Origin of the sequence: Acinetobacter sp. 826659 (genome assembly GCF_000588515.1) — a bacterium.
GTDB lineage: Bacteria > Pseudomonadota > Gammaproteobacteria > Pseudomonadales > Moraxellaceae > Acinetobacter > Acinetobacter pittii.
Genome location: NZ_JFYD01000001.1, coordinates 110,774 through 128,407, shown reverse-complemented (window position 1 = coordinate 128,407; position 17,634 = coordinate 110,774). Strand labels below are relative to the sequence as shown.

Here is a 17,634-nt window from a genome sequence, read left to right as displayed (position 1 = left end):
AAATGGGCATATCTACTTTAAATAAAATTAAAGCTTTCGGTTCAGAATTGTTCGATTCGGTATTAGGTGCTGAACAGCCAAAAATCTATTATGACCCAAACGGGAAAATAAAAGATATTCTGGAGAAATTGCCCCAGCTCAAGCAAAAATATCGGCCCACACCGTGGTTGAGCAACAATCACGTTCATCTTTTGTATTTTGATATCATTAGAAAAAAAACTATCAAACTTGAATATGACCGTATTGATCAGCTCACTATGAAAGATGGTGGCGTAACTGCGATCGCGTGGTATGGCTATGATCTTCCTCCAGATACTCCAACTGTTGTCATTATGCATACCATTACAGGAACACCTGAAAGTATGCGTGAACTTGTGAAAGACATACATCATTATACGGGATGGAGAATAGCACTATGCTTACGCCGTGGGCATGCTGGCTTACCTATGCCTGTGCCACAGATTTCTCTTTTTGGATCAACAAGCGACCTTAAAGAGCAACTTGAGCATATTCAAAAATTATTCCCTAAAACGGATTTATACGCAGTAGGTTCCTCTGCCGGGACAGGGCTACTAGTTCGTTACTTAGGAGAGCAAGGTACTGACACGCCATTTAAAGCTGCTTTTGCAATGTGTCCGGGCTACAACACAGAGATTGGCTTTAAAAATGTTCATCCATTTTATAGCAAAATGATGACCAAAAAGTTATTCAAGTATTTTATTCATCCTTATCAAAGTACTTGGAACCAGGTTGCTTCTTTAGAAAAGGTTCTTGCAACGACAAGTCTAGAAGAGTTTGAGAAAGAATATTTTGAAATGGCTGGCTTTGATGATTATCAAAGCTATTGCCAAGCCATTAATCCAATTTATGTATTTGAGAATGTCAAAATACCATTAATGATTCTTAATGCTGAGGATGATCCAGTCTGTTCTATTAAAAATTTGGAACCTTACAAAGAAACGATTCAGCAAATGAGTAATATTGCGGTAATCACCACAAAAAAAGGAAGTCACTGTGGCTTTTACGAAGGATGGAAAAGTACCTCATGGGCGGCCAAATTAATATCAAATTATTTTTTGGTCGAACATAAGCAATAATTGTAACTTCGCAATAAGTTAAATAAAGCCCATTCAACAGATGGGCTTTATAATTTTATTAGATCAAGATAAAAGCAATTTAGGATCTTTTAGTCCAATTTTGATTTTTGTGCTAGCCACGAGGTCTTTTTCATCTGTTTGGTTGGGGTGAAAGTCAAATCGATAATAATCAAAAAATTGGGGGATCAGTGTTCTATATTGTTTATTCGCAAAACTAAAGAACTTACGCCAAGATTTGAAATTTAAGAGTTGATGATCCCGTTTCATAAGAACAAATTGATAAATTGTTGAAAAACCAGTAATCAAAAATAGACTTAAAGTAAAGACTGTAATGCGAGGAAGGTATGCGCTTAAGCCACTACCATATAAATGTTGATAGAGATCAAAGGCCACAGCTTTATGTTCAGTTTCTTCAATACTATGCCATAGCCATAAATTGCGAATAGTTGAGTCCGTCATCAATTCATTAACAGATTGCATCATACTAACCACAAGTACTGCGGTGTAGTGTTCTAGACCTACTGTTACAAGCAAATTCCATTTCTTACTAAAAACTTTTTCAATAGCTTTTAAAACGATGCCAGTTACTTTTTCTAAAGATTGAGGATCTAAACCATATTGCTGTGCACTTACATGAAAAGCATGATGTTCTTTAGAGTGCATAGCTTCTTGGCCAATAAAAGCACTAATTTCACGATCTAAAATTTCATTCGACTTTGCTTTAGCACGTAAAGCTCGAACAGAGCGAACGAAATATGATTCACCTTCAGGGAACAAAGTAGATAAACCCGTAAAATAATGGGTAAAAGTGGGTTCGTTATTACACCAGTAGCGAGGTACATTTTCAAAATTATAGTCCATACGACGGACTGGAAATGAGGCGGGGACACGATTTGATATAGTATTCATTCTAAGCTCCAATCTTCTTTTAATTAAAGTTCCAAAAAGGAACTTGTTAAAAAACTACATCGCTCTAAATTTATCGTCAATGTTTTTTGAGGTGAAAAAAGTAGATTGTCCCTAATTGATATCTAGGGAAACTTTAAAGATAAAATGCGAAGAAAAAGTAAAACTGTTTATTAAATTTAATAATACTTAAAAGCCCAAATTGATGGTTCAATTTGGGCATATGTGTTTACGAACTTAGTTTTTAAGCGCTGGAGTAGCAGCAGCAATTGCAGCAGCAACAGCATCATCTTCAGTTTGAGATGGTTCGGCTGGCTTAGCTGGGTTTGACTGAACCTTTTCAGGTTTTGGCTCTGCTTTTGGCTCAGGCTTAGGTTCAGGTTTTGGTTTCGGCTCTGCTTTAGGTTGCTCAGAAACTGTTGTTTGTGAATTTTGATCAGGTTGGGTAGGGCGAGTTTCACGGCGAATTTCAGTTGTCGTATTCGCTGTTTCTTCACGATGAACTTCAACTTGCGTTGGTTCCTGAGTTTGAGCTTCTTCAGTTTGAACACTTTCTAAAGACTCAAATTTTGCAGGTTCAGCAGGTGTAGGTTCTGAAACAGCAGTTTCAACCTTTTCTTGCTCTTCTTCTTTAGGTGTTTCTTTTTTGACACATGCGGTTAACAATAGTCCAGCTGCAATTGCAGCACAGATTAAAAGTTTTTTATTTGCCATTGTCCTAAACAACATTTAATTGAGGAGCTGGCATTATAACAGCAAAAGAGAATGAAAAAATCATGTGAGATTGACCTAAATTTTTATTAAAAATGCTGATAGAATAGCCAGTTGTTTAATGATCTTTGAATTGATGCGGTTTGACTTTGCTTTATAGGGGCAGAGTACAGTAAAATTGCCAAACATTGTAGGCCGATTTCGGCTTGATTGTACGAGAAACTTAATGACCCATTTTATTTTTGTCACTGGTGGTGTAGTTTCATCGCTAGGTAAAGGTATTTCTGCTGCTTCAGTTGCTGCACTTTTGGAAGCCCGTGGCTTAAAAGTCACAATGGTTAAAATGGATCCCTACATTAATGTCGATCCAGGGACAATGAGCCCTTTCCAACATGGTGAAGTTTTTGTCACAGAGGATGGTGCCGAAACTGATCTAGACTTGGGTTATTACGAACGTTTCTTACGTCGTGCGAAAATGACCAAACTTAATAACTTTACCAGTGGTCGTGTATATCAGGACGTTTTAAATAAAGAACGTCGTGGTGACTACCTTGGTGGTACAGTTCAAGTTATTCCTCATATTACTGACAACATTAAAGAACGTGTACTTCGCGCAGGTGAAGGCTACGATGTTGCTATTGTAGAAATTGGCGGTACGGTAGGTGATATTGAATCACTTCCATTTATGGAGTCAGTTCGTCAGTTAATGGTTGAGCTTGGTCATAAAAGAACCATGCTTATGCATTTAACTTTGTTGCCATATATCAAATCTGCAGCAGAGCTTAAGACAAAACCAACTCAACACTCTGTTAAAGAGTTGCTTTCGATTGGTATTCAGCCAGATATTCTTATCTGCCGTACTGAATATGATGTGGATGTTGATACTAAACGCAAAATTGCATTATTCACTAACGTAGAAGCGCGTGCTGTAGTGGTATGTAAAGATGCGAAAACGATTTATCAAATTCCACGTACATTCTATGAACAAAACGTTGATGACTTGATCTGTGAGCGTTTTGGATTTAATGATCTTCCAGAAGCAAACCTAGAAGATTGGGACAATGTAGTCGAAGCATTACTAAATCCTGAATACACTTTACGTGTAGCAATGGTTGGTAAATATGTTGAATTACCAGATGCTTATAAGTCTGTGAATGAAGCTTTATTACACGCAGGTATTAAAAATCGCGTAAAAGTACAAATCGATTATGTCAACGCTGAAGAACTTGAAAGCCAAGACGTATCTATTTTAAGTACAGCTGACGCAATTTTAGTTCCAGGTGGTTTTGGTGAACGTGGTACTGAAGGCAAGATGAAAGCTATTCAATACGCACGTGAAAACAAAATCCCATTCTTGGGTATTTGTTTAGGCATGCAATTGGCTGTTATTGAATACGCTCGCCATGTTGCAGGTATGCCAGAAGCTTCTTCTACAGAATTTAATCGCTCTACAAAATATCCACTTATTGGTTTAATTACTGAATGGTTAGATGAGCGTGGTGAATTACAACAACGCAGCCTTGAGTCTGACTTAGGTGGAACTATGCGTTTAGGTGCTCAAAAATCTGAATTGGTTGAAGGCACAAAAACACGTGAAGTCTACGGTAAAGCTGAAATCACTGAGCGTCATCGTCACCGTTATGAAATGAATAACCGTTTCATCGAGTCGATTGAACAAGCTGGTATGAAGATTTCAGGTTATTCTTCAGCACAACATTTAGTTGAAACTGTAGAAATTCCTGAACATCCTTGGTTTATTGCTGTACAATTCCACCCGGAATTTACAAGTTCACCACGTGATGGACATCCATTATTTGCTAGTTTTATTGACGCTGCAAAAACACAGCATCAAAAAAGTAAATAATGCGATTTTAAATAAACTGGGAAAGTTTAAATGTCACAATTAAAACCACAAGAAGTTGTACGTTTAGGCGATATACAAATGGCAAATCATTTGCCATTTGTATTATTTGGCGGAATGAACGTACTTGAATCAAAAGATTTAGCTTTTGAAATTGCAGAAACGTATGTTGATATTTGCAAACGCTTAGATATTCCTTATGTATTTAAAGCGAGTTTCGATAAAGCAAATCGTTCTAGTCTGCATTCATTCCGTGGTCCTGGACTTGAAAAAGGTATCGAATGGTTAGGTGATATTAAAAAACATTTTAATGTTCCTATCATTACTGATGTGCATGAGCCATATCAGGCTGCACCAGTTGCAGAAGTAGCCGATATTATTCAATTACCCGCTTTCTTAAGTCGTCAGACTGATCTTGTCGAAGCGATGGCAAAAACACAGGCTATTATTAATATTAAGAAAGCCCAGTTTTTAGCACCTCATGAAATGCGTCATATCCTGCATAAATGTTTAGAAGCAGGAAATGACAAACTTATTCTTTGTGAACGTGGTTCAGCATTTGGTTATAACAATCTTGTTGTAGATATGCTTGGCTTTGACACAATGAAAGAAATGAATGTGCCAGTTTTCTTTGACGTGACACATGCGTTACAAACCCCTGGTGGTCGTTCTGATTCAGCAGGCGGTCGTCGTGCTCAAATTACAACTTTGGCACGCGCTGGAATGGCAACTGGTTTGGCTGGATTGTTCTTGGAAGGACACCCAGACCCAGAACATGCAAAATGTGATGGACCTTGTGCATTACGTATGTCGCAACTTGAACCGTTCTTGGCACAAATAAAAGAATTGGATACTTTAGTTAAAGGATTCAAGAAGTTAGACACTCATTGAGTTGTTTTATAACCCTTACGCTGCTTTAACCGCAGCTCATATTCATTCAAAGAGGAATTGTTCATGAGCCAAATCGTTGACATTCGTGCACGTGAAATTTTGGACTCTCGTGGTAACCCAACCATCGAAGCAGACGTAATTTTAGAATCTGGGGTTGTTGGTCGTGCATGTGCACCATCTGGTGCTTCAACTGGTTCTCGTGAAGCTTTAGAACTACGTGACGGTGATAAATCGCGTTACTTAGGTAAAGGCGTTCGTACAGCAGTTAATAACGTTAATACATTGATTCGTGATGCTTTGTTGGGTAAATCAGTTTTTGAGCAAAAAGACATTGATAATACAATGATTGCGCTTGATGGAACTGAAAACAAAGAGAAATTAGGTGCTAACGCAACTTTAGCTGTGTCATTGGCTGCTGCGCGCGCTGCTGCTGAAGAAAAGAAACTTCCTCTTTTCCAATACATCGCAGATCTTCGTGGTCAAACAATTTTGACAATGCCTGTACCGATGATGAACATCTTAAATGGTGGTGAGCATGCGGACAACACTGTTGATATTCAAGAGTTCATGATTGAGCCTGTAGGTTTCACTTCATTTGCTGAAGCTTTACGTGCTGGTGCTGAAGTATTCCATTCTTTAAAATCAGTTTTAAAGAAACAAGGTTTGAATACTGCGGTAGGTGATGAAGGTGGTTTTGCTCCTAACTTACGTTCTAACGAAGAAGCAATTCAAATCATTTTACAAGCAATTGAATTGACTGGTTACAAAGCTGGTTCAGACATGATGCTTGCACTTGACTGCGCATCTTCAGAATTCTACAAAAACGGTCAATACGTTTTAGAAGGCGAAGGCAACCGTGCATTTACAAGCCATCAGTTTGCAGATTATTTAGCTGGTCTTGTAAATCAATATCCAATTATCTCAATCGAAGATGGTCTTGATGAGTCTGATTGGGAAGGCTGGAGCTACTTGACTTCAATCCTTGGTGATAAAATCCAATTGGTTGGTGATGACTTGTTCGTAACTAATCCTAAGATTTTACAACGTGGTATTGATGAAAAAGTTGGTAACTCAATCTTAATCAAATACAACCAGATCGGTACTTTGACTGAAACTTTAGATGCAATCTATCTTGCTAAAGCAAATGGTTATTCGACTGTTATTTCTCACCGTTCTGGTGAAACAGAAGATTCTACTATTGCTGACTTAGCAGTAGGTACAGCTGCTGGTCAAATCAAGACTGGTTCACTTTGCCGTTCTGACCGTGTGTCTAAGTACAACCAATTACTTCGTATTGAAGAATTGACTAAAGCTGCTTACCGCGGTAAAGCTGAATTTAAAGGTTTAAACTAATCTTTAAATAAAAAGTTAAAATTAATTTTTTAACATTTGAAGGTGCTATTTCCTGTTTTTAATAGGAAATAGCACCTTTTTTATTATCCTAATCGGCGTGTTTTTAAAGACTCAGCCCAACTGTGATGTTTGCAGCGGGTACATTCTTGATCGATTTTATTTAAAATTTTAGTTTCACCACACTTCATACATGAATAAAAAGTATTAATTTTCAGTACATCGGCTTTACGGTAGGCATCAGGGAATAGTGGCAAGCCCCATTTTACATCTTCATCTTCAAAATAAAGCAGACTAAGAATACCATCCGACTCCAACAAAGCTGTTCTTACTTGTCCAAGGTGCTCAACATTTTGTTGACGCATTTCTGAGAAAAACTCATCATGAGAATATGATTGTTTTTGGAAATCTTTGTAGACTACAAGGCCATCCTTAACAATACAAAGCGCTTTTCCTTCAAGCAAATCTTCAATTTTTTTATGCTTTACCATACTCCATGTAGCAAAGCGATAAAGAAAAAGAATAACAACAAACGCGACGAATGCATGGGCAATAGGTAAGTCCTCAGTAAACATCGGGTCACCGGCGGCTGAACCTAAACATAAAATAATTGCGAGTTCAAAAAGGGAGAGCTGACGTATACCTCGTTTACCGGATAATCTTAAAAAACTAATAATGATGATGAACATTACGGTACATCGAACCAAAATTTCTAAAACAAATTTCCAAGTCGTGTCACCAATAAAAATATTAAAAAAATCCATTTTTTTCTCCTTATTAAAATAGTTAGAAGAGATCCTTATAAATTCTTAACAAAGTAAAAAATAAAAAATATACTTTTTAGGTAGTTATTGGTTAAAAGCTCGAAATATATGTGACTTTTTATAAATTTATTTCAAATAATTCTCTATGAATGAGTTTGCTGTTGATAGCGTGACCAAGCTGATTTATTGCAAAGTAGATCTATTAAAAAGGTACTTTTACTTTATATGAGCTTGTATTTACATGAGAGATAAAAAATATAAAAGATATACTTTGTGGGGGGCTTATTATTAAATAAATTCTCCTTAAGAAAGATATGACTATGAATATGATTAATAATCAAAAATTTATTACATTTAATAAGATAGTTTAACGACAATTAGAGGTATAGGGGATGGCATCTAAACGTTTTTGAAAAGCATAAGGATCCATAATATTTTTATACATTTGTTGATAGGTTTTTTTGTGATCTTCAATATTATGATAGTCGATAATTTCTTGGAGTTTGTCTTTGTATTCTATATGACCAGCATTGAACATCGCTGCATAGTGTCCCCATAAAGCATATTGATATCTTAAAGCAGCTTTTGGGATCAAATTTATCTCGGTTAAATAACTATTAGCAGTTTTTTCATAGCATTCTTTTATTTGATAAGGGTCTCTTTTCATTTTGCTTAAAAAAATACATTGCATCTCTTGTAGCTTTGAACTATCTGTTTTAGCTAGTATTTTTTCGGTAACACTATATGCTTCCTTAAGACAACCTAAATGTACAAGTATTTTGCGTTTAGTTTTTAAAATATTTAGATTGTTCTCGTTAGAAGGTATCTTTTTCAATAAGTTTTTAAATCTTAAGTGAGCAGTTGTTTGGTCTTGTTCCGTGTTTAATTTATAAATAATTTCATTATATTCATATATATAAGTATTAATTTTTTCATGTTGCTTATGGTTGTCCTTCATATTAATTATTTTTGAAGGACTATCATCAGTATGGTTATTACAAGCGCTCAAACCTAAGCTTACTAAAGAAAATGCTAAAACTTTATGCACTACAACTTGTACCTTTTATTCTCTCTTAAGAGGTTTGAGAAGAATAATAAAATATAAAAGAAAATACTGTTTAGTTTATTATTTTTTGAGTTAATCATAAAACTATTGCATAACATTTTATTGGCTAATTGAAAGAGCAATAAATTTAAAAGATGTGATGACCAAAGAAGGTTTGAAGAGAGTGAAAATATATAAGTGATTAGAACCATTGATAATTTAATTTAAACAAATAGGAGTAATTATTAATATATTGTTGATAACAATTATCATTCATGTTAATTTTTGTGCCGACTTTTGCTGCTGTGTAACAAGGACCAAAGTAGCAAAAGACTAAGGAATCTCGCACAGCACATTGGTTATTATGGAATTTTCTTATGTACACTCCGCCCTTTAGAAAAGCGTTTACATCACATCCGTTAGCACTTGCTATGGCTTTAATTGCTCCTTCAATTGTTTATGCAGATGAGACAAATGGAACAGCCACTTTAGAAACGATAAAAGTGCAAGCAGAAGAAGATTCCGCTGTTACCGAAGGTTCGGGCAGCTATACAGCAAAAAGCACAAATACTTCTACAAAATTAAATTTATCTCTTCGTGAAACACCACAGTCGGTGAAGGTTTTAACCCGTGAATATTTAGATAATCGGAAAATCGATTCTTTTCAAGATCTAATGAACAATATTACGGGTGTTTCGACGTCACGTACTGATGAGCGTCAGAAAGTTTATGCGCGTGGTTTTGAGGTAGATTATTACTTAATAGATGGAATACCGAGCACGATTAATTTAGGTACAGGGGACCTTGATTTAGATATTTATGATCGCGTCGAGGTAGTGAAAGGTGCAAATGGCCTAACCACAGGTGCGGGAAATCCAGCGATGGCGCTGAACATGATTCGTAAACATGCAAATTCAAAGGAACTTAGTGGTAATGTCAGTACATCATTAGGCTCATGGAATTCTTGGAGTAGTTCGGCAGATATTTCTGCACCGCTTAATGCTGATGGTTCATTGCGTGGACGTATGTTTGTGAAGCATTCTGATGAAAATTCATTTATGGATTTTTATGAGAAAGAACGGAATGTATTTTATGGTGCCCTTGATTATGATCTGAGCGATAAAACAAGTATGTCGCTTGGAGCTACATATCAAGAGTTACATCGTGATGGTATCCGCTGGGGTGGTACACCTGCTTTTTATACTGATGGGACTCGTACCAATTTTTCTAGAAGCTTAACAGTAAGTGCGCCTTGGACATATTGGGATGTGAATACAACGGCAGTGTTTGCAAACTTAAAACAGAATTTGTTTGGTGATGTTAATTTAAATGTTGCTTATACCTTCCGCAAAGAAGATACAGACTCTATGTTGTTATATACAGCTGGAAAAGTAGATAAGGCAACCAACACCAGTCCATTAGAAAATCCAAATGATAATTCGGAGAATAAAACTGATTATGTTTCTGTATACGGCGCAAAAGCTGCTAGCGAAGAAAACAATATTGATGTTTTTATTAATGCCCCATTTACGCTTTTTAATCGTCCACAAGAAATCATTATTGGCGGATCTTGGAATAAGAATGAAAAGACCAAAGATATTTTTGGTGGATCTAACAAGAACCAAGACATTGAAAAATATTTAGGTGGTCCGCTTAACTATAATGATATAGCTCAAGAGTTGCTTCAGCCTGTTGTTTTAAACGGCAAAAATGCACTCAATGAAACCACACAAACTGCTGCATATATTGCGGGTAAATTTCAAATTCTTGATCCTTTGAAAATTATTGCTGGTGCACGTTTATCTAACTGGGAATACAAGTCTGAAAATGATAAAGGTAACCGTGAATTTAACAATGAATTAGCACCATATATTGGCGCTATTTATGATTTTGCCCAAGATCATTCTGTCTATGCGAGTTATACAGAAATTTTCAAACCTCAAGATCGTAAAGATGTAAATGATCAATATATTGACCCGATTAAAGGTACGAGTTATGAGGCTGGCTTAAAAAGTGAGTGGTTTGGAGGGCGTTTAAATACAGCATTGTCAGTATTTCGAATAGAACAGTCTAATTTTGCTGAATTGATACCTGACACGTTCATTATTCGCAATGGTACACAAACTACCGAGCAGGCCTATCGCGCTGTAGATGGGGTTGAAAGTAAAGGTTTTGAGTTTGAAGCTGATGGCGAGATTAATGACAATTGGGGTATTAATTTCGGTATTGCTAATTTTGAAGCAAAAGATGCAAAGGGTACGAAGGTTAATACGACAAACTCTCGAACAACTTCAAATTTATTTGTTAAGTACAAAGTTAATCAGTGGAGTGCAGGACTTGGCTTAAATTATAAGAGTAAATACTATACGGGTAGTGGAAGCTCTCGCATTGAGCAAGATGCTTATGTTTTAGCAAGTGCGATGCTTGGCTATCAAGTAGATAAAAATATTAAACTTCAATTTAACATCGATAATATTTTTGATGAGAAATATTATGAAGGTATTGGTGAAAACTCAATGAACTGGGGAACACCACGAAATGCAACGCTGAGTGTTCGTTATAATTTTTGATATAGACATACTCACATAAGTAACCGATTTATAAAAGCCCTCAAAAGAGGGCTTTTTTGTGCGTAGATTGATTTATAAGCAGTTGTACTTATAAATATTATTTCCCTTTCAAATTCCATTCATTTTTGACAAAATGAAACATGTCACAATGGTCAATTAAAGTAATATGCCCATTAATAATTTTGCTTAAATTTTTGCAGGAATTTCGCATGCTACTTCTTAATTACTATACAATACAATCTCTTAACGAAAGTTTTTAATTAAAAATCTTAATGATATGTTAGAAGTATTTCGATCCACTTCAAGCAAACTGATATTACTACTGGTTATTGTTTTGGTAGCCATACTGCAATATCAATTTTGGTTAGGTGAGGGTGGTTATCTCCCTCATCAAGCTCTCATGCAACAAATTCAGCAACAAGCTGAAGTAAATGAAGAGCTTAAAGAACGAAACCGTATTTTGGCAGCAGAGGTTTTTGACCTGAAAAATGGTACAGAAGCAATAGAAGAACATGCTCGCCTTGATCTAGGTTTAGTTAAACCACATGAGACATTTGTTCAAATGAGTACAATTAGTACCCATTACAAGCCTATTTATATTGACCCGAACGCTAAAGTTGATTTGGAAACGAATGAGACACCTGCATCCCCAGATATCCCAGACTAAATTATGGGCAGTTATTCCAGCTGCAGGTTCAGGAAGTCGATTTTCTAAAACTGAATTGAAACAGTATCAATATATTCAGAATACGACTGTTTTAGAACATACTGTTCGGCGCATAAGTCAACTTCCATTAAATGGTTATGTTCTGGCAATTGGTACCCAAGATACCTTTGCTCAGACGCTCGCATTTCAAAATATAGATAAGGCGCATTTTTGTATAGGTGGGGCTGAACGAGTCCATTCGGTATTAAATGCTTTAAATCATCTTTTAACTTTTGCTAATGAAAATGATTGGGTTCTTGTACATGATGCAGCACGACCTTGTGTAACATTTGATTGTTTAAATACCCTTGTTGAACAAGCAATTGAATCAAATCATAGTGCTATTTTAGCGATTCCTGTTCGTGACACTTTAAAACAGGTTGAGGCAAATAATCATATTAATAAAACGGTAAGTCGGGATTCATTATGGCAGGCTCAAACGCCTCAAATTGCTAAAATTGGGAAGCTCAAAAAAGCAATTGAATACGCTTTAGAAAATAATATTGCTATTACCGATGAGGCAAGTGCACTTGAATATATGGGTGAAACTGTGCAGGTTGTAATGGGGCGTTCTGATAATATTAAAATTACTTATCCTGATGATTTAGAGCTTGCACGTTTAATTTTACAATCACAGTCTTAAGATAGATATACATAATAATATTTTGTAGTTTTAATTGTAAAATAGCCTAAGTAAATATTTCATTTCTACATATCTATTTATAAGAATTAATGTTTTTTTACATCCCAAGTCTATAAGATTAGTTGAGTAATTTACTTAGATAATGTTCGATCATCGAACAAAATATATTTATACCGAACAAAACTGTATGTAGCTTACTAGATCAAAATACGAAAATTATCAAAAATGTTTAAAAGGGAAATCTAAGGGAAACACTCGGGATTGAGTGAAATATTTATCTATTCTTCTCGCCTCAGTGTGCCTAACTCTCTTACCTATCTCTTCTTCAATGAGCACAATGGAGTTGTCTAATGATTGACAAAAGTAAGTCCTCACTAAGCGAGGTTCTATCGCAGATTAAAGATGGTGCAACCATTCTGATTGGTGGTTTCGGTACCGCAGGACAACCCGCTGAACTCATTGACGGTCTTATTGAACTCGGTGTTAAAGATTTAACTATCGTTAGTAATAACGCTGGTAATGGTGATTATGGTCTGGCGAAACTACTTAAAGCTGGTTCAGTTAAAAAAGTCATCTGTTCTTTCCCACGTCAGTCTGACTCTTATGTGTTTGATGAGTTGTACCGTGCTGGAAAGGTTGAGCTTGAAGTGGTCCCGCAAGGTAATCTGGCTTGCCGTATTCAGGCAGCTGGTATGGGTCTAGGCGCTGTATTTACCCCAACAGGCTTTGGGACACTTTTAGCTGAAGGCAAAGAAACTCGCCAAATTGATGGTAAAGATTATGTACTCGAATATCCAATCAAGGCTGACTTTGCCTTGATTAAAGCTTACAAAGGCGATCGCTGGGGCAATCTGGTTTACCGTAAATCTGCACGTAACTTTGGCCCGATTATGGCGATGGCTGCGGATGTCACCATTGCTCAGGTTTCTGAAGTAGTAGAGCTAGGTGGATTAGACCCTGAGCACATCATCACCCCGGGTATCTTTGTACAGCACGTTGTACAAGTAGCGCCCGCACAGTAAGCAATAAGGAGAAATAACATGAGCTACCAGAAACTCAGCCGTGACCAGATTGCACAACGTGTGGCACAAGATATTCCAGATGGTGCCTATGTGAACTTGGGTATTGGCCTACCGACCAAGATTGCAAGCTACCTACCTAACGATAAAGATATTTTTCTTCATTCTGAAAATGGCCTGTTGGCTTTTGGCCCACCGCCAGCGGCAGGTGAAGAAGACCCTGAACTGATTAATGCAGGTAAAGAATTTGTGACCATGCTTGAAGGCGGCAGCTTTTTCCACCATGGCGACTCATTTGCGATGATGCGTGGTGGTCACCTTGATATTGCAGTACTTGGTGCATTTCAGGTTGCCGCGAATGGTGACTTGGCAAACTGGCACACGGGAGCACCGGATGCGATTCCTGCAGTAGGTGGTGCGATGGATTTAGCTGTGGGTGCCAAGAAAGTATTTATCACTACAGACCATGTGACCAAACAAGGTGAACCGAAGATTGTGGCTGAGCTGAGCTATCCGGTGACAGGCAAAAAATGTGTTGACCGAATTTACACCGACCTGTGTGTGATTGACGTGACCAAAGATGGTTTAAAGGTAATTGAGAAAGTTGAAGGTCTTAGCTTTGATGAGTTACAGGCTTTGACTGGTGCAACTCTGATTGATGCGACTCAAGGGTAAGGAAATAGGGAAATGACATTAAAAAATGCTTATATCATCGATGCCATCCGTACTCCCTTCGGCCGTTACGCAGGTGGCCTTGCACCTGTCCGTGCCGATGACCTTGGTGCTGTGCCGATTAAAGCGCTCATGCAGCGTAACCCAAGTGTAGATTGGGAACAGGTCGATGATGTGATCTATGGTTGTGCCAACCAAGCCGGTGAAGACAACCGTAATGTCGGCCGTATGTCGGCACTACTTGCAGGTTTACCGTATCAGGTGCCAGCAATGACTATTAACCGTTTGTGCGGTTCTTCACTCGATGCCATTGCCATTGCTGCCCGTGCCATCAAGGCAGGTGAAGCGAATTTGGTGATTGCCGGTGGTGTAGAAAGCATGAGCCGTGCACCCTATGTGATGGGTAAGTCAGACAGTGCTTTTGGCCGTAGCCAGAAGATTGAAGACACTACCATGGGATGGCGTTTCATTAACCCTAAACTTAAAGAATTGTATGGTGTAGATACCATGCCCCAGACTGCCGAAAACGTTGCTGAACAGTTTAACGTCAATCGTGCAGATCAGGACCAGTTTGCCTTGGTGAGCCAACAACGCACCGCAAGCGCGCAAGCCAAAGGCTTTTTTTCTAAAGAAATCGTGCCAGTTGAAATCCCTCAGCGTAAAGGTGATGCTGTTGTGATTGATACCGATGAACATCCACGTGCATCGACCACACTTGAAGGTTTAAGCAAACTTAAACCTGTGGTTAAACCAGATGGCACTGTCACTGCGGGTAATGCTTCAGGCATTAATGATGGTGCAGCAGCTCTACTAATTGCTTCTGATGAGGCAGTTCAAGCTTACAACCTCAAACCGCGTGCAAAGATCATTGCTTCAACAGCAGTGGGTGTAGAACCACGTATTATGGGCTTTGCTCCGGCACCAGCGATTAAAAAATTACTTAAACAAGCCAACCTGACTTTAGAGCAGATGGATGTGATTGAGCTCAATGAAGCTTTTGCTGCACAAGCTTTGGCAGTGACCCGTGATTTAGGTTTGCCAGATGATAGCAACAAGGTAAATCCAAATGGTGGTGCCATTGCATTGGGCCATCCACTTGGTGCGTCGGGGGCACGTTTAGTCACTACAGCTTTAAACCAGCTTGAGCAAACAGGTGGCCGTTATGCCTTGTGTTCAATGTGTATTGGTGTGGGCCAAGGCATTGCTTTGATTATTGAGAGAGTCTAATCATGAGCCAGTTATATGCCAGCTTGTTTTATCAAAAAGACGTCACTGACATCTTTAGTGACTCATCTTTAATCACATATATGATTCAGGTTGAAGTTGCGTTAGCTCAAGCACAGGCAAAAGTTGGTGTGATTCCTCAAAATGCGGCTAATACAATTGCCCAAGTAGCTGAGCAGACAATAGAAAAGTTTGACTTTTCAGCTTTGGCTGTCGCAACTGGCTTAGCTGGAAATATCGCAATTCCATTTGTAAAACAGCTTACAGCAATTGTTAAAGATGTTGATGAAGATGCTTCGCGTTATGTGCATTGGGGTGCAACCAGTCAGGATATTTTAGACACAGCTTGTATTTTGCAATGTCGTGATGCGTTGAACATTGTGGAAGCTCAACTTCAACAATGCTATGCGACTGCATTACAGCAAGCCAAGCAATATCGCCATCAAGTCATGATTGGGCGTACATGGTTACAGCAAGCTTTGCCAATTACCTTGGGGCATAAACTTGCTCGTTGGGCTTCTGCATTTAAACGTGATTTAGACCGTATTCAAGCAATGAAGTCACGTGTACTGACTGCTCAGTTAGGTGGTGCTGTGGGTTCATTAGCTTCTTTGCAAGATCAAGGTTCACTTGTGGTTAATGCATTTGCTCAGCAGCTGAATCTGACTGTACCCACAAGTACATGGCATGGTGAGCGCGACCGTATTGTAGAAATCGCAAGTGTGCTTGGCATGATTGTTGGGAATACGGGCAAGATGGCACGGGATTGGTCACTCATGATGCAAACTGAAATTGCAGAGTTGTTTGAGCCAACCGCCAAGGGGCGTGGTGGTTCATCAACCATGCCTCATAAGCGTAATCCAGTTGCGGCGGCATCCGTATTAGCCGCGGCGAATCGTGTACCGGCACTTATGTCTAGCATCTATCAAAGTATGGTGCAGGAACATGAGCGTAGCTTAGGTGCATGGCATGCAGAATGGTTAGCAGTTCCAGAAATCTTTCAGCTTTGTGCTGGAGCATTAAGTCGTACTGGTGAAGTCTTACAAGGTTTTGAAGTTAATGCTCAGCATATGCAACAGAATCTTGAATGTACGAATGGATTGATTATGGCAGAAGCTGTAATGATGGCACTTGCTCCTAAAATTGGACGTTTAAATGCTCATCATTTAGTTGAAGCTGCATGTAAAACAGCGGTAGCACAAAACCAGCATTTGTTTAATGTTGTTAGCCAACTAGAAGAAGTGAAAGGACAGTTTAGCCAAGCAGAAATACGGGATATTTTCAAACCGGAAAACTATTTAGGCAATATTCAGCAACAGATTGATGCAGTTTTGCAAGAAGCACAAGGAGAGTCAAAGTGAATCAGACTATTAGCAATCGCCAAGGAAAACAGCTAGCTGTTTATATTGACGGTTTAAAAGATGCTCCTGTGCTTGTGTTCTCTAATTCATTAGGCACAGACCATGGTATGTGGCAGTCACAGGTAAGTGAATTAAAAAGTCATTTTAATGTCATTACATACGACACACGTGGTCATGGTGAAAGTGATGTAATTAGTGACACCACATTGCAAAACTTAGCTGAAGATGTAGTTGATATTTTAAATGCCTTGAGTATTGAAAAAGCTCATTTTTGTGGCATTTCAATGGGTGGAATTACTGGGCTTTGGTTGGGTATTCATTATCCAGAGCGCTTTTTAACTATAACTGTTGCGAACTCGGCAGCCAAAATTGGTCAGGCGGAGGCTTGGTTGAGTCGTGCTGATTCTGTGGAACAGAGTGGTTTAGCTGAGTTAGTTAAAACCACGCATACCCGCTGGTTCAGTGAAAAATTCGACTATCAACATAATGTTGTTGCGCAGACGACGATTCAAAGTCTTGCAAACACACCGGCACAAGGTTATGCAAATGCATGTCGTGCTTTAGCGTATGCCGATTTAAGAGATGAAATTGCACAAATCCAAATTCCGGTACTGCTGGTTGCGGGAACAGAAGATCCAGTAACTACAGTAGCAGATGCTGAGTTTATGCAGCGCGCTATCAACAATAGTCAGATTGCTAAATTGGAAGCATCTCATCTTTCTAATATTGAGCAACCGCAAAGATTTACTCAGGAATTGACTAGGTTTATTCAGCAAATCTAATAGCTTAGTGATTTAAAAGGAATTGGCCTTAA

16 protein-coding genes are annotated in these 17,634 nt (G+C 38.2%); 12 read left to right on the top strand and 4 right to left on the bottom strand.

Going from position 1 to position 17,634, the window contains the following annotated elements; genetic code table 11:
- Window positions 1-2: 2 nt before the first annotated feature.
- The gene (locus J663_RS00610; RefSeq protein ID WP_033847238.1) at window positions 3-1,097 is read left to right on the top strand and encodes a YheT family hydrolase; all 1,095 of its coding nucleotides are present in this window, start codon (window positions 3-5) and stop codon (window positions 1,095-1,097) included.
- 63 nt (window positions 1,098-1,160) lie between these two features.
- Here the strand turns inward: J663_RS00610 and J663_RS00605 are convergent, their stop codons facing one another.
- Together J663_RS00605 and J663_RS00600 are read right to left on the bottom strand one after the other, a co-directional pair.
- Window positions 1,161-2,006 (bottom strand): metal-dependent hydrolase, encoded by an 846-nt coding sequence (locus tag J663_RS00605; RefSeq protein WP_033847237.1) that lies wholly within the window; start codon window positions 2,004-2,006, stop codon window positions 1,161-1,163.
- Between the two features lie 234 nt (window positions 2,007-2,240).
- Window positions 2,241-2,717, bottom strand: a complete 477-nt coding sequence (locus J663_RS00600) for a hypothetical protein (protein ID WP_033847234.1) — start codon at window positions 2,715-2,717, stop codon at window positions 2,241-2,243.
- Between the two features lie 223 nt (window positions 2,718-2,940).
- Here J663_RS00600 and J663_RS00595 point away from each other — a divergent pair, with 223 nt between their 5' ends.
- From J663_RS00595 to eno, 3 genes are all read left to right on the top strand, one after another.
- The gene (locus J663_RS00595; RefSeq protein ID WP_002121060.1) at window positions 2,941-4,578 is read left to right on the top strand and encodes a CTP synthase; all 1,638 of its coding nucleotides are present in this window, start codon (window positions 2,941-2,943) and stop codon (window positions 4,576-4,578) included.
- A 30-nt stretch (window positions 4,579-4,608) separates the two neighbouring features.
- Window positions 4,609-5,466 carry a 3-deoxy-8-phosphooctulonate synthase gene (kdsA, locus tag J663_RS00590; RefSeq protein WP_002121042.1) on the top strand — a complete coding sequence of 286 codons (858 nt, stop codon included), beginning with the start codon at window positions 4,609-4,611 and terminating at the stop codon, window positions 5,464-5,466.
- A gap of 63 nt (window positions 5,467-5,529) precedes the next feature.
- Window positions 5,530-6,819, top strand: coding sequence for a phosphopyruvate hydratase (eno, locus tag J663_RS00585; RefSeq protein ID WP_002121066.1), 1,290 nt, complete (start codon window positions 5,530-5,532; stop codon window positions 6,817-6,819).
- A gap of 83 nt (window positions 6,820-6,902) precedes the next feature.
- Here eno and J663_RS00580 read toward each other — a convergent pair whose 3' ends face one another.
- Together J663_RS00580 and J663_RS00575 are read right to left on the bottom strand one after the other, a co-directional pair.
- Window positions 6,903-7,580, bottom strand: coding sequence for a DUF421 domain-containing protein (locus J663_RS00580; protein ID WP_033847232.1), 678 nt, complete (start codon window positions 7,578-7,580; stop codon window positions 6,903-6,905).
- 367 nt (window positions 7,581-7,947) lie between these two features.
- On the bottom strand, window positions 7,948-8,628 hold the full coding sequence (locus J663_RS00575; protein WP_033847230.1) for a hypothetical protein: 681 nt from the start codon (window positions 8,626-8,628) through the stop codon (window positions 7,948-7,950).
- Window positions 8,629-9,002: 374 nt separating this feature from the next.
- On the opposite strand from J663_RS00575, the gene J663_RS00570 reads away from it, so the two are divergent.
- The 8 genes from J663_RS00570 (at window position 9,003) to pcaD (ending at window position 17,602) form a co-directional block, all read left to right on the top strand.
- Window positions 9,003-11,195, top strand: a complete 2,193-nt coding sequence (locus tag J663_RS00570; protein ID WP_033847229.1) for a TonB-dependent siderophore receptor — start codon at window positions 9,003-9,005, stop codon at window positions 11,193-11,195.
- 277 nt (window positions 11,196-11,472) lie between these two features.
- Window positions 11,473-11,862, top strand: coding sequence for a cell division protein FtsB (gene ftsB, locus J663_RS00565; protein ID WP_005069056.1), 390 nt, complete (start codon window positions 11,473-11,475; stop codon window positions 11,860-11,862).
- Complete coding sequence (ispD, locus tag J663_RS00560; RefSeq protein ID WP_033847227.1) at window positions 11,828-12,544, top strand: 2-C-methyl-D-erythritol 4-phosphate cytidylyltransferase; 717 nt, start codon at window positions 11,828-11,830, stop codon at window positions 12,542-12,544. Before ftsB ends, ispD begins: the two co-directional genes overlap by 35 nt.
- A gap of 350 nt (window positions 12,545-12,894) precedes the next feature.
- Window positions 12,895-13,566, top strand: coding sequence for a 3-oxoacid CoA-transferase subunit A (locus J663_RS00555; RefSeq protein WP_032053885.1), 672 nt, complete (start codon window positions 12,895-12,897; stop codon window positions 13,564-13,566).
- Window positions 13,567-13,584: 18 nt separating this feature from the next.
- Window positions 13,585-14,238, top strand: coding sequence for a 3-oxoacid CoA-transferase subunit B (locus J663_RS00550; protein ID WP_005802097.1), 654 nt, complete (start codon window positions 13,585-13,587; stop codon window positions 14,236-14,238).
- Between the two features lie 12 nt (window positions 14,239-14,250).
- Window positions 14,251-15,462 (top strand): 3-oxoadipyl-CoA thiolase, encoded by a 1,212-nt coding sequence (gene pcaF, locus J663_RS00545; RefSeq protein ID WP_033847221.1) that lies wholly within the window; start codon window positions 14,251-14,253, stop codon window positions 15,460-15,462.
- Between the two features lie 2 nt (window positions 15,463-15,464).
- Window positions 15,465-16,820, top strand: coding sequence for a 3-carboxy-cis,cis-muconate cycloisomerase (locus J663_RS00540; RefSeq protein ID WP_033847219.1), 1,356 nt, complete (start codon window positions 15,465-15,467; stop codon window positions 16,818-16,820).
- A complete protein-coding gene (gene pcaD / locus J663_RS00535) occupies window positions 16,817-17,602 on the top strand; it encodes a 3-oxoadipate enol-lactonase (protein ID WP_033847216.1) in 786 nt (261 codons plus the stop codon). The genes J663_RS00540 and pcaD overlap by 4 nt, the downstream gene beginning before the upstream one ends.
- Window positions 17,603-17,634 lie beyond the last annotated feature (32 nt).

Excerpts from the sequence above, each read along its gene's own strand:
- J663_RS00610 (WP_033847238.1), top strand. The coding sequence starts at position 3 with ATGGGCATATCTACTTTAAATAAAATTAAAGCTTTCGGTTCAGAATTG.
- J663_RS00605 (WP_033847237.1), bottom strand. The coding sequence starts at position 2,006 with ATGAATACTATATCAAATCGTGTCCCCGCCTCATTTCCAGTCCGTCGT.
- J663_RS00600 (WP_033847234.1), bottom strand. The coding sequence starts at position 2,717 with ATGGCAAATAAAAAACTTTTAATCTGTGCTGCAATTGCAGCTGGACTA.
- J663_RS00595 (WP_002121060.1), top strand. The coding sequence starts at position 2,941 with ATGACCCATTTTATTTTTGTCACTGGTGGTGTAGTTTCATCGCTAGGT.
- kdsA (WP_002121042.1), top strand. The coding sequence starts at position 4,609 with ATGTCACAATTAAAACCACAAGAAGTTGTACGTTTAGGCGATATACAA.
- eno (WP_002121066.1), top strand. The coding sequence starts at position 5,530 with ATGAGCCAAATCGTTGACATTCGTGCACGTGAAATTTTGGACTCTCGT.
- J663_RS00580 (WP_033847232.1), bottom strand. The coding sequence starts at position 7,580 with ATGGATTTTTTTAATATTTTTATTGGTGACACGACTTGGAAATTTGTT.
- J663_RS00570 (WP_033847229.1), top strand. The coding sequence starts at position 9,003 with ATGTACACTCCGCCCTTTAGAAAAGCGTTTACATCACATCCGTTAGCA.
- ftsB (WP_005069056.1), top strand. The coding sequence starts at position 11,473 with ATGTTAGAAGTATTTCGATCCACTTCAAGCAAACTGATATTACTACTG.
- ispD (WP_033847227.1), top strand. The coding sequence starts at position 11,828 with ATGAGACACCTGCATCCCCAGATATCCCAGACTAAATTATGGGCAGTT.
- J663_RS00555 (WP_032053885.1), top strand. The coding sequence starts at position 12,895 with ATGATTGACAAAAGTAAGTCCTCACTAAGCGAGGTTCTATCGCAGATT.
- J663_RS00550 (WP_005802097.1), top strand. The coding sequence starts at position 13,585 with ATGAGCTACCAGAAACTCAGCCGTGACCAGATTGCACAACGTGTGGCA.
- pcaF (WP_033847221.1), top strand. The coding sequence starts at position 14,251 with ATGACATTAAAAAATGCTTATATCATCGATGCCATCCGTACTCCCTTC.
- J663_RS00540 (WP_033847219.1), top strand. The coding sequence starts at position 15,465 with ATGAGCCAGTTATATGCCAGCTTGTTTTATCAAAAAGACGTCACTGAC.